This window comes from Paenibacillus puerhi (assembly GCF_009846885.1).
GTDB lineage: Bacteria > Bacillota > Bacilli > Paenibacillales > NBRC-103111 > Paenibacillus_G > Paenibacillus_G puerhi.
The window spans coordinates 62,973-75,646 of the sequence record NZ_WUWM01000014.1; the positions used below are offsets into that span (position 1 = coordinate 62,973).

The 12,674-nt window shown below is 54.6% G+C and carries 8 protein-coding genes; all 8 read left to right on the plus strand.

All coding sequences use genetic code 11. The annotated features are described in order from the left end of the window. Nucleotides 1–29: 29 nt before the first annotated feature. The 8 genes from GSF01_RS14270 (at nt 30) to GSF01_RS14305 (ending at nt 12,665) form a co-directional block, all read left to right on the plus strand. Nucleotides 30–2,390, plus strand: a complete 2,361-nt coding sequence (locus GSF01_RS14270) for a golvesin C-terminal-like domain-containing protein (protein ID WP_235941499.1) — start codon at nt 30–32, stop codon at nt 2,388–2,390. A gap of 143 nt (nt 2,391–2,533) precedes the next feature. Beyond that, nucleotides 2,534–3,328, plus strand: a complete 795-nt coding sequence (thyA, locus tag GSF01_RS14275) for a thymidylate synthase (RefSeq protein ID WP_159885098.1) — start codon at nt 2,534–2,536, stop codon at nt 3,326–3,328. Between the two features lie 12 nt (nt 3,329–3,340). Beyond that, on the plus strand, nt 3,341–3,853 hold the full coding sequence (locus GSF01_RS14280) for a dihydrofolate reductase (RefSeq protein ID WP_159885100.1): 513 nt from the start codon (nt 3,341–3,343) through the stop codon (nt 3,851–3,853). Nucleotides 3,854–4,271: 418 nt separating this feature from the next. Further along, entirely contained in the window at nt 4,272–6,986 is a 2,715-nt protein-coding gene (locus GSF01_RS14285; protein ID WP_159885102.1) for a discoidin domain-containing protein, read from the plus strand. A gap of 262 nt (nt 6,987–7,248) precedes the next feature. Continuing rightward, nucleotides 7,249–8,226: an ABC transporter permease gene (locus tag GSF01_RS14290; protein WP_159885264.1), complete on the plus strand. Its 978-nt coding sequence runs from the start codon at nt 7,249–7,251 to the stop codon at nt 8,224–8,226. A gap of 3 nt (nt 8,227–8,229) precedes the next feature. Then, on the plus strand, nt 8,230–9,120 hold the full coding sequence (locus GSF01_RS14295; protein ID WP_159885104.1) for a carbohydrate ABC transporter permease: 891 nt from the start codon (nt 8,230–8,232) through the stop codon (nt 9,118–9,120). 56 nt (nt 9,121–9,176) lie between these two features. Beyond that, a complete protein-coding gene (locus GSF01_RS14300; RefSeq protein WP_235941501.1) occupies nt 9,177–10,787 on the plus strand; it encodes an extracellular solute-binding protein in 1,611 nt (536 codons plus the stop codon). Between the two features lie 111 nt (nt 10,788–10,898). Continuing rightward, nucleotides 10,899–12,665 carry a hypothetical protein gene (locus GSF01_RS14305; RefSeq protein ID WP_159885108.1) on the plus strand — a complete coding sequence of 589 codons (1,767 nt, stop codon included), beginning with the start codon at nt 10,899–10,901 and terminating at the stop codon, nt 12,663–12,665. Nucleotides 12,666–12,674: the final 9 nt, after the last annotated feature.

Below are 12,674 nucleotides of genomic sequence, written 5' to 3' on the forward strand. Positions count from 1 at the left end.
AAGCAGGTTTTTAGAAGGAGCAACTAGAAGTGAAATCAGAGGAGGAATTCGATTTGATCAACTGGTTGAAAACATGTACGCTGCCCTTGTCGATCGCATTGGTTGCATCCGCATGCTCGGTTGTCTGGAACCCGGCTCCTGTCCGAGCCGGATTCACGGACTTTATTACGCGCAGCGGCGATACGCTTATGGACGGGACGACCCCGTTTCGCTTCATCGGAACGAACGAGCCGCTGCTGGAGAGAGCATGGACCGATCCGAAGGAGATCGAGGATGCGATACGCGCTGCGAGCCAATCCGGCATTCAAGTGCTTCGCCTGTATCCCTTTGAGGTGAAGATGGCCAGCGATCCCGAGGGCACCTTCCGTCATGTGATGGGTCCGGGCGATTATAATGAGAAGGCGTTCAAGCTGTTTGACCGTATCCTGCAACTAGCCAACGATCATAACATCCGGCTTATCGTACCGTTTGTGGACAGCCATAACTATATCGGCGGCGTGGCCGATTGGGCGGCCTTCCGCGGCAAGACGGGGTCCGAGTTTTATACGGATGCTGTCGTTAAGCAGGATTTTAAAGACTTCATCACCTATGTGGTTAACCGTACCAATACGTACACGGGCACGAAGTACAAGGATGACAAGTCCATACTGGCCTGGCAGCTTGGCAATGAGCTGTACTCTACGGACAGCTGGGTTACGGAAATGGCGGCGCATGTGAAAGCCGTCGACCCTAACCACTTGTTGTCGGATGGCGGTTATGTGCGTGCACAGGGCATTCGGCCGAATGCCGTGAATAACGTGAACATCGATATCATCGATCCGCATATTTACAAATATCATCTGGTGGATATGGCTACGCAGTTGGCCTCCTGGAGAAATGCGACGCTGGGCAAAAAGGCACTCATTATCGGGGAATTCGGCGATTATACACCGACTGAGGTCGAGCAACTGCTCGATACCGTGCAGACCAACGGAACGGCAGGCGCTATGTACTGGGGCTCGATGCACCACCACAGGATGGGCGGCTGGCATTTCCCTTATCTGAACGGCTGGTCGTATTTACGCTATCCCGGCTTCGCCAGCGCCGCCAATGAGTCGGCGATTACAGAAATCATGCGCGACCGCGCCCATTCCATACAGGGCCTGAGTACGCCCGCGTGGCCTGCGCCCGCTGCGCCAGTTCTGTTTCCATCCGATTCCGTGCATGCGCTTTCATGGCTAGGCGTGGCCGGAGCGTCTTCTTACGATGTAGAACGCGCAGCCTCCGCATCCGGTCCTTGGACGGTAGTCGGCACGAGCATCACGGATGACATGACTACACCGCGTCATCATACATGGAGCGCCGCTCTGTTCGACGATGCCTCTGCAGCGGCAGGCTCCAGTTATTACTACCGCATCCGGGCGAAAAATCTAGACAATGTGTACTCCCCTTACTCCAACGTTAGCGGACCGGTTAAAGCGAACTCCGTTATCATCGTCGATAATAGCGACGGCGGCCCTGCGTATGCGGAGTCCGGCACTTGGGGGAGCAGCTCGCTGCCCGGCAGCTACGGGGGCACCTCGAGATGGAGCAGCACCGCGGGAAGTACGGCGCGCTGGACGCCGAATCTACCGGCAGCCGGGTACTATAATGTGTATGTGCGCTATCCGCTGCATGACACCTCCTCGCCTAATGCGGAGTATACGGTAGTTCACGGCGGAGGCTCCAATACCGTATACGCGGACCAGAAGGTGCTTGCGACAAGCACGGGCCAGTGGCGGAAAATTGACAGCGCTTACTTTAATGCGGGTACGAGCGGCTATGTCCGGTTAACCGCGGCTGCTTCCAGCGGCAACCACCGCGCCGATGCGGTGATGTTCGAGCCGATCGCGTTCGGCGACGGGTTCCAAAGCGGAACGGCAGCCCAATGGACGCCGCTTAGCGGCAGCTGGTCGGTGGCTCATGATCTGACGCCTGTACTGAAGCAGTCCGCTGCCGGGATTGCCGAAACTTCGGCAGCGGGCACCAACTATTCGGATGTTTCCGTAACAGCGGCGCTCAAAGCCTATGAGAACGATGCCTCCAAAGTAGCGACAGCAGGCCTCGTGGCCAGGGCGAATGCCGATTTTACGTCGATGTATACGCTGCGGCTCAATTATCAAGCCAACAAGGTTCAATTGTACAAAAAAGTGAGCGGCGTCTGGACGAAATTGGCGGAAACCGATCTGCTCGCCTCTCCGGGCACCTGGTATTTGCTTCGCCTTGAGCTGAAGGGAAGCTCGATCAAAGGATACGTGAACGGGATCCAGACCATCTCGGCGAGCGATGGCAGCCTGACGAGCGGCTCGGTCGGACTGCGGACGAGCGATCTGACGAGCGTATTTGACAACTTCCAGGTTGTCACACCTTAGACAGGATAGAAGAGAATGCCCCGACAGCGCTGGCCGCTTCGGGGCATATAAGCCTAATGCGCCATGAATTTAATGGCAAGGACTACATTTGATTTTACAGGTACGCTATAATGATAGTCATTATTCCAGAATGAGGTGGCTAGATGAAGGCGTACTTGGAACTGCTTCAGGATATATTGGATCATGGGGTTGAGAAGGAAGACCGCACCGGCACAGGGACGGTTTCCGTGTTTGGAAGACAGTTGAGATTTGACCTGCAGCAAGGGTTTCCGCTGCTGACGACCAAGAAGATGCATACGAAGTCCATCATCCATGAGCTGCTATGGTTTCTGAGCGGCAGCACGAATATTCACTATTTGAATGAAAATCGCGTTACGATCTGGGATGAATGGGCCGATGAGGAGGGGAACCTGGGACGGGTGTACGGTGCGCAATGGCGCACGTGGCTTGGTCCGAACGGACAAGTCATCGATCAGATCAGTACGGTCATCGAACAAATCAGGCGCAACCCGGACTCCCGCAGGCATCTGGTCAGCGCCTGGAACCCGGCGGAAGTGGAGGGCATGGCACTGCCGCCTTGCCATTATGCCTTTCAGTTCTATGTGGCGGATGGCCGCCTATCCTGCATGTTCCAGATGAGATCGGTCGATACGTTCCTGGGGCTTCCATTTAACATAGCCTCTTATGCGCTCCTGACTCATATGGTGGCGGAACAATGCGATCTGGAAGTCGGCGAGCTGATCTGGACGGGCGGCGACGTTCATATTTACTCCAATCATCTTGAGCAAGTGAAGCTCCAGCTGTCGAGAGAGCCTTATCCGCTGCCGAAGCTTACGATGACGCGCAAGCCGGAATCGATCTTTGACTATCGCTTCGAGGATTTTGTACTCGACGGCTATCAGTCGCATCCGGTCATTAAGGCGCCGATCGCGGTCTAGGAGGAGTAACGCATGACGATATCTTTTATTTTGGCGATGGACGAGGCCAGGGGCATCGGCTATCAGAACAAGCTGCCTTGGCATCTGCCTGCCGACCTGCAATTTTTCAAACGGACGACCATGGGTGGTACCATTCTCATGGGGCGCAAAACCTATGATTCCATCGGCAAGCCTTTGCCGGGACGCACGAACGTCGTACTGACCCGGGATGAGCACTTCCGGGCAGAGGGCTGCCAGGTGATCCGTTCGGTGACGGAGGCGGTGGAGCGGTATGGCCGCGGCGGCGAGAAGGCGGGCGAGGAGCTGTTCGTCATTGGCGGCGCGGAGGTATTCCGGCTGCTGATGCCGTATGCCGACCGGCTGTATGTGACGGAGATCCGGCATACGTTCGCCGCCGATACGTTTTTCCCTGAGCTGGAGCCTGGCGTATGGCGCGAGGTGACCCGGGAGCCGGGCATACGGAACGAGAAGAATCCCTATGACTACGACTTTGTGTTGTATGAACGGGAGCGGGGCGAGGCCTAGGCCCGCCGGCGTAGAGCATGTCGCTCACAAGGCCTTCGATGGTAGGAGATAGATGACCCCCGAATAAAGGACTGTCCCCTAAGTCATGTTGATGACGTTAGAGGAGAGTCCTTTCTTTTGTCCATGACTGGCGGGTTTATGAGCGTTTGATACATAAGAAATAGCATTAAGTGTAAAAGATGTCATATTGAGGGATGCAAATAAAGACATACAGGATACAATTTGTCCGTTTCCGTCAAACTCTGCAAGGGTTACGATGATAGCGCCCGCTTGGGGGAAAGCGGAGCGTTCCGGCGGAAGGAGGAGCAGCAAAGAAATGATGTAGAACGAGTGGAGGGAGGATACAGGAAAGGGAATATCACCAAATGAAAGCGTTTCACCAATTCCGATCCATTGGAGGATGAAGGGAGTATAGGAGATGAAATCTTGGAAGAAAATCGTTCTAAACTTGACGCTGAGCGCGGCTTTAATCGCCTCCATCGCCATACCGGCAGGAAAAGCGGATGTAGCCCATGCTTCGGCCGCAGAGAAGCTGCTAAGCGGTAACGCAGTGGGGTCCTCTTTGTTTCCTGCCGGAACCGCGACGCACCCTACCGGAGCGGATTATTCCTGGCTGACGGAAGGCATACATGCCACCGATGCGACTATTATTTCGACCGATAACGACGGGCCTCCGGACATGTCCGACGGCATCAACGGCCCGGATGGGAGCTTCAGTAATAATTCGGCCTGGGCCAGCAACACGGCTGCTTACGGGACGCTGATCTACGATCTGAAGGCGGTCTATAAGGTGTCAACCGTTAAGGTATGGGCGGATACGGCAGCCAATAGCGGAATGAAAAAGTTCGAGGTATTGGCAAGTATCGACGGACTGACCTACAACCCTGTAGGAACCGGTGAGAACACGAATGCGCCGAATACCGGCTTCGCCCCTGTCGAGCTTGCCGTCAAGCCCTTTGTGTTTGCCCGATATATCAAGGTCATTATGCACAAAGACGAGCTCAAGTTCAATATGCGGCTTGGCGAGGTGGCGGTTTACGGAGATGAAGCCGGGGAACAATCGCTTCTCAGCAATAATTCCCTAAGATCATCCGGCCCGTACAATACCAGCACTCCCAAGTTGCCGACTAACGCCTCCTATACCTGGGTGACGGCTCAGCCCTTCGTAACCCAGGCGGGCCTGATCGCGACCGACAACGATGCTGTCAACGACGGCGTGGGTGGGATTGCCGATCTCATCGACGGCTCCAGCACCGAAACCTCGGCAGACACGACGGTCAGCTCTGCCCCGGGCTCGCAGGGGACGTTCGGAGCGGTCATATTCGACTTGAAAAACGATTATCAAGTCGGAACGATCGATGTGTGGACCCTGGCCGACAGCAACCATTATATGGACGGTTATGAGGTGCTGGTCAGCAACGACGGGTGGAACTATACTTCGCTCGGTTATACGGCCAATACAAACAGCCGTACAGCGAATGCGATGGTCAATACGGCATCATCCGGCGTTTCCGGGAAAAATGCCAAGTTCGTCAAGATCGTCATGCACAATGCGCATGACTCCGAGCAGCTGACGATCGGCGAAATCGCCATCTGGGGCTGGACGCCGTATAAGACACCCGAGTCAACGGACGGGACTCCCGATAAAGTGGAGCTCAGAGCGGAATTGAAAAATTACAGCGTCGCTTATCTGGACTGGTCCAGCTACAACCATGTTGCTAATAACGTTAATAAGTACAGGGTATACGTGGAAACGACCGATTTTACAACCGTTACCGGATTAACATACAAGATGAATATGGATAAATCGGAAGTTAAATACACGCCGTATTTTGCGCTGAAGCCTGAAACTACCTATTATATCGCCGTCACTCCATTTAAAACAGCAGGGGCGGAAAGGAAGGATGTGACGACGATCCGCATCACGACTCCAAGCATCCTTGGCGGCGCTGTGGCAGGCGATATATTCGCGGTCAACGATCCTCCATATGGTTACGAAGAGAAGTACACCAAGCATCCCAATGAGGCTGCAAATATGACAACTAAGATGGTGCTTCTGAAAGAAATCGGAGGCATCCACAAGAACAGATGGTCTGATCATAATAATGAAGTTAAAAAGGAATATGGAAGACGCGGGGTAAGCTTCCACATGTTCTACCACGGTGAGGGCAAAGAGCCTGCTGACAACGAGCATGGAGCATGGACATTCTCGACCTTCAATGAGCCAGATATGGTTGGTTCCACCGGCTACAAAACTCCAGCTCAAGTGGCCGCGGCTATCGGCAGCAACCATAGCGCGCTGAAGGCGATCGACAGCCGGAACCTGCTGGTTGAACCTGCGCTTCATGGGGTAGACGCAGGCACGCTTAATTATCTGGCGCAGATGTATGATTCCGACGGGCAGAATGGAGCGCTGGTCAAAACGTATTTCGATGTGATGGACGTTCACCCTTATGTGAAGTCTGCGGATGCCCCCGTCACGGGGCTAGTCTATGGAGCGCCTGAGAAGCTGATCTCCAAGATCAGCGACCTGAAAGCGCTGATGGCCAGCCGCGGCGATGCGGACAAGCCCATTGTATTCACCGAGATCGGATGGAGCACGTTCAATGGACAGCAACAGTTCATGAAGGCGGTAGATCGACCGACCCAAAGAAATTACTTGGCCCGTGCTTATATGCATTCTATTGCAGGCGGCATTAAGTCGGTGTTCTGGCATAATTTCCAGGATAGAGGGACCAACCCGGCTGAGATCGAGCTAAATTTCGGGATCATTGACTGGCACGGGGTTCCAAAGCCAAGTTACTACGGCTACTATACGCTTGTCAGAGCACTCCGGTATGCCAATTACCTGGGGGAAGTAACCAATATCAGCAATCCGTATTACGGCTACAAGTTCTGGGATGAGCGGAAAAACCGCTACATCACCGCGTTGTGGGACGCCAGCTGGGAAACGACCAGCACGACGAGTAAGACGGCTGTTCTGACAACGACGGATGCCGGGGTTAGCGTAGTCGGCATTGACGGCAGCCATCAGTATGTGCCGGCGACGGCGGGCACTGTAGAGGTCAAGATCACAGGCGCGCCTGTATTCATTTACTCGAACAAGAGTGTGAGCGTAGCCTCTATGAACTAAATCGGTTCGAAGAACGGCAGTCTTCCCGGGAGAGGGAAGGCTGCTGTTTCTTTGCGGCTTTTCCCGCAAACCCGCACCGCAGCTGAGGATGTCACGCGTCACCTTAAATAAATGCACGGTGTGCAAAAAAAGTAACCGGGCATTTGGATAAGAAAATACACCCGAGTCCAAGACGTGTCTATTTTCAATCCCGGCGCAGCAGGGTACGATCGAATCGCCGGTAAGAAAGCCGGGGCACATTGCGAAAGGGTGAACCAAAATGATGGAGGAGAGAGTGACAGGTCCCCACGGGGGAGTCGGCGAGCGGCGGCTGGTTTCTGCGAAACCGAACCAGTCGACATTCCGAGGCCGCCTGAAGCGGGATCGGCATCTGTATCTGATGCTTCTGCCTGTAATCGTATTTTATTTACTATTCAAATACGCTCCGATGGTCGGCGAGATTATTGCCTTCAAGGATTATCGGTTTGCCGATGGCATTTTCGGTAGCAAATGGGTGGGCTTCAAGCATTTCGAAAGCTTATTCCAAAGCGTTGATTTCTGGCGAGTGTTGAGAAACACGTTATTGCTCAATGTATACAGTCTTGTTTTCGGATTCCCTGTTCCCATCCTCCTGGCGCTGCTGCTTAATGAAGTGCGCAAGGAATGGTACAAACGGACCGTTCAAAATTTGCTTTACTTGCCTCACTTTATTTCCTGGGCTGTACTTGGCGGAATTTTCATTGCGATGCTTTCCCCGAGTACAGGCGTCGTCAACATGCTGCTGACGAAGGTGTTCGGCCTTGAGCCGATCTACTTCATGGCCAGCTCAGCCTGGTGGCCCTTTGCTTATACCTTATCCGGTATATGGCGGGAAGCGGGCTGGGGCACGATCCTGTATCTGGCGGCCATGGCTTCGGTAGACCCGCAGCTCTACGAGGCGGCCAAGATGGACGGTGCTTCCAAGCTTCGTCAGATCTGGCATATCACGCTGCCCGGCATACGCAGCACGATCGCGATTCTGCTCGTTCTCCGCATGGGTCACATGATGGATGTAGGGCTGGAGCAAACGCTGGTGCTGCAGAATTTGTCCGTTCTGGACGTCGCGGACGTCATCAGTACTTATGTGTACCGGGTCGGCTTGCAGAACATGAATTACAGCTATACGACGGCTTTGGGACTGTTTCAATCGGCAGTCGGCCTGATCTTGGTCATTGGGGTCAATCGGCTGACCAGGGTCTTCGGGGAACGGGGGTTGTGGTAAGACATGCAGAATGCTAAGGAATCCTTGCTGTCGCGTGTGGGGATGTCTGCCAATTATATCATTCTCGCTTTTTGTTCGTTGATTGCGTTATACCCGTTCTGGTACGAAATCGTCTCCTCCTTCAGCAGCAGCAGAGCCATTACGGCAGGGGAAGTGGCTTTCTGGCCGGTAGAATTCAATATAGAGGCTTACAAGCGTCTTTTTGAGGACGGACAGCTTTTTATTTCATTGCGCAATACGGTGCTGGTCACCATCGTCGGGACGGTCTTCAATATGGCATTTACGGTACTTGCGGCCTATCCGCTGTCCCGGCGAAGATTGATGGGGCGCAATGCGCTGCTCATGTTTATCACCTTCACGATGCTGTTCGTGTCGGGCGTTATCCCGAATTTCATCCTGGTGAAATCATTAGGCCTGATGGATACGTATTGGGCGCTGTGGCTGCCTTCCTTAATCAGTACGTACAACATGTTCGTCATGAAAACGTTCATGGAGGGCTTGCCGGAGGAAGTGATGGAATCGGCCGCTATCGACGGTGCGGGCGACTGGCGCATCCTGCTCCAGATCATACTGCCCTTGTGCAAGCCGATTATGGCGGCGTTGTCCCTCTTCTATGCGGTCGGCTGGTGGAACTCCTACTTCAACGTGATGCTCTATATCACCAAGTCGTCGCTGCAGACGCTGACGCTCAAGCTGTATCAGATGATCATGCAGGTCGATCAGAATTTGCTGCAAAGCGCGGGCGGGAGCGAAGGGGTTGCAGAGATCACGCTGACCCCGGAGGCGATCAAGGCGGCGGCGATCGTCATCGCGGTTACTCCTATCCTGATGGTGTACCCTTTCCTGCAGAAGCATTTCGTCAAAGGCGTCTTGATCGGCTCGGTAAAAGGTTGATATCATGGGGCTAACTGTCCTTCGATATATAAAAAAACATTGAGGGGATGAATCATTTGAAACGATCTAATCCTACCTGGAAGCCGGTTCTGGCAGCAGGCTTGTCTCTCGCTATGCTGGCAGCTTGCAGCTCGAATACGACGACTACAGAGGGCGGAGCTCCGGCGCCGCAAGGAAGCGATGCGCCAGCGTCAACGCCCGCGCCAGCCGGCCCGAAAAAAGAAATAAGCATCTCCGCCTTCGACCGCGGAGTCATTGCGGCAGAGGAAGGCAGCTACGAGAACAACCGCTGGACGAAGTGGATTAATGAGAATGCCCCGGCTAAAGTAACGTGGGTTCCTGTCCCCCGCGGGCAGGCTCAGCAGAAGCTCAGCACATTGGTCGCCTCCGGCAGCGCGCCCGATCTGATCTGGGAGTTCGACCGGAACTATATCGCCCAATTGGCCAACCAAGGCGCGATTCAGCCGATTGACGGGTATATCGAGAAATACAGCACGACGTTAAAGAAATATTTGGCGGAGCATCCTGAGTTGAAGTCAGCTATGACCATTAACGGGAAGATGTATGCGATTACCAGCGCCAGAAGCATTGAAGTCATCGCCAATCACGGGATTTGGATTCGTCAGGACTGGCTCGATAAGCTGAACCTGAAAGCGCCGACGACGACGGAAGAGCTGATCGAGGTCGCCAAGAAATTCAAGGAGTCCGATCCGGACGGCAATGGCAAGGCGGACACGGTGCCGATCGTATTCAATGGCAACGCGGTTCAAATCCTGAGAGCGCTTTTCTCCGTGAATGAGAACCAATGGTACCTGGATGAGGGCAAGCTGAAGTTCGGGAGAACGCTGGATCGCTACAAGGACTCCATTGCTTATCAGAAGTCGCTGTTCGACCAGGGCTTGCTGGATAAGGAATATATCACCGACAGCAACTTCCAGCGCGCCCGCCAGATGTGGACGACCGGCAAGGCAGGGATCTACTTCGGCAACTGGAACATGGAGAACGAGTTCAAGGATCTGAAGAAGAATGTGCCGGATGCCAAGATGGTTCCGATGGAGCCGGTAGCGAGCAAGTATGGCAAAAACGGCTTGTACCAGGAGCTTCCCGCGAACATTCTGGTGGCCTTCAACAGCCAGATGAAGGAAGACAAAATCGAAGCCGCCATTAAGTTCCTGGACTGGATGATGGAAAAAGGCGATATGTACATGAAGTACGGCGAAGAAAATGTCCATTACAAGCTGGTAGACGGAAAAATTCCGCAAAGACTCGATGCCGACAAGTACCGCAAGGAAGTGTCCTATGCCTTGGAATACGCGGTTGTGAGCGACTTCAGCATTGAAGCCGACTGGTTCCCGGCCATGTCCGCCCAGGACGAGGTTTCTCAAGAATACGCCAAGCTGAAAACGCAGTCGCTGAATACGGCATTAAAAAACAAATACCGCAGAGATATCGCCTATAGCCCGGATCTCCCCGAGGTGAGCCAGCTGATCGCGACCTTCCATCCGATTGCTACGCAAATCGAAGTGAAGGCCGTCACCGGCGGCGGGGCGATGACGCCGGAAGCGGCTATCGAAGAGGTCCGCAAGGAATGGAAGCGTCTGGGCGGCGACAATGTCGAGAAGCTGGCGCAGGAATGGTATGAGAAAAACAAGGATTTTCTGAAATAATAGAAGCCAAGCGGTAAGGATGGACTCGTCGGGAAGGTTGTTGCTCTGATCTGGAGGGCAGCCTTCCCGTTGTTATTCCTGCTTCCTGCGGATGAATGGAGGATTTATGAGATGAGTGCCAACAAGACTGTGCTTGATGATAAGGCGTTGCTGATTCGTGCGATCGAATCCAGAGAAAGGGAATATGATCCTCAAGTGAGGATGCTTCGGCGGGCTTTCGACAGCCCGGGATACCATACCACATTGACTGCGGAGAAGTATCCGACCACTCATCCGACTTATCCGTCGCTGCATTATGCGGTCGCCCTGTTGAATTCGGAAGCGCCGAAGTATGAGCAGAGGGCTTATGATATCTTGGACAGCGTGCTTGATTTGCAGGATCGCGACCCTGAAAGCGAAACCTATGGGATATGGCCCTGGTTCTACGAGGAGCCTCTCGCCCAGATGGCTCCCCCGGACTGGAACTGGGCCGACTTCTGCGGCAAGGAGCTTGTGATGGTCGCCTCGCGCCACGGGCATAAACTGCCCGAAGCGCTGAAGGAGCGGGTCCGCGAAGCGATAAGCCGCGCCTGCGATGCCATTATTCGCCGGAATATGGGGCCTCATTATACGAATATTGCGATGATGGGTTCATTCGTGACCTTGATCGCAGGTGAGCTGTATGGCCGTCAGGACTATGCCGAGTACGGACTGGAACGGCTGGAGAAGCTCCAGCGCTATACGGAGAAGCTGGGGGCTTTCCAGGAATTCAACAGTCCGTCGTATTCCATCATCGCCATTGTGGAGCTTTCGAAAATTCGAAGGTACGCCGCCAGCTCCCGTGCAAGGGACATCGCGGACGGGCTGCTGGATATGGCATGGAAGATGGTGGCCGAGCACTATCACCCTCGAACTGCGGAGTGGGCCGGCCCGCACAGCCGCAGCTACAGCACGCTGCTGAGGAACAATGCCAAGTCGTTTTTGCAGATGGGAACCGGCAATAAGCTGGCTTTCTTCCCGCCGGAGGAGCTTGTATATGATCCGGAATGGTACGACGCCCGAATCCGATGCCCGGACCGCTATATGGAGCTATTCGAACGGGAAGAGGAGCGGACGCTGAAGCAGCTCTATTATCGCAATGAGGAGACCGGACTCGAGAAGTGGGCCCAGACCCATCTTACGCCAAGGTATGCGGTCGGGTTGTTCGGTCATGAGATTATGTGGAACCAGACGCGTGGGATGGTTGCTTACTTCGACAACGGCGGGCTGCCGACCTACCTGCACATGCGCTGCCTGCATGACGGGTATGATTACTGCTCGGCTGTTCTCACCACCGCTTGGCATGAAGGCCACCTGCTGCTTGGCGTCAGCTTCCTGACGGACGGCGGGGACACGCATCCGAATCTGGACCGGATTCAAGGCGCTATCGACGCGTCGGATTTCCGGCTGCGCATGGAATTCGGCGGCCGCCTGGAGGGCGTAGACTTCGAGCAAGCAGGTACGGTGGCGCATGTGCTTATCGATGGCTTGCCGCTTCGCTTCGAAAGCGTCTATGCTGCCTTCGAGGGGGATGGCGCACCTTCGCCCGGCTGCGGTCATCAGGGATCTTCACCGGGGTCTGCCGGATGGGGATGGGAAGTGACTCGTCAGCCGGACCGGGTTGGACTGGACCTGGTTATCTATGCGGGAGAACGGGAGAGGATCGATTTTAAAGCGCTGGATAAGGCCGCTTTTCTGTTCTCGGTCGCCATGGGCGACGAGACGGCCAAGAAGCCGCTCTTGCTGTCGGCCCGGGAAGAAGAGGGGCTGGTGACGGTAAGAGCGGCCGATACCGGAGCTGAGGAAGAGGGGCTGCGCCTGTCGGTAAGCTTGAAGCCAAACGACAAGCATCCGAACTAACGATGTCGA

Coding starts and splice junctions, on each gene's coding strand:
- thyA (WP_159885098.1), top strand. CDS start 2,534: ATGAAGGCGTACTTGGAACTGCTTCAGGATATATTGGATCATGGGGTT.
- GSF01_RS14280 (WP_159885100.1), top strand. CDS start 3,341: ATGACGATATCTTTTATTTTGGCGATGGACGAGGCCAGGGGCATCGGC.
- GSF01_RS14285 (WP_159885102.1), top strand. CDS start 4,272: ATGAAATCTTGGAAGAAAATCGTTCTAAACTTGACGCTGAGCGCGGCT.
- GSF01_RS14290 (WP_159885264.1), top strand. CDS start 7,249: ATGGAGGAGAGAGTGACAGGTCCCCACGGGGGAGTCGGCGAGCGGCGG.
- GSF01_RS14295 (WP_159885104.1), top strand. CDS start 8,230: ATGCAGAATGCTAAGGAATCCTTGCTGTCGCGTGTGGGGATGTCTGCC.
- GSF01_RS14305 (WP_159885108.1), top strand. CDS start 10,899: ATGAGTGCCAACAAGACTGTGCTTGATGATAAGGCGTTGCTGATTCGT.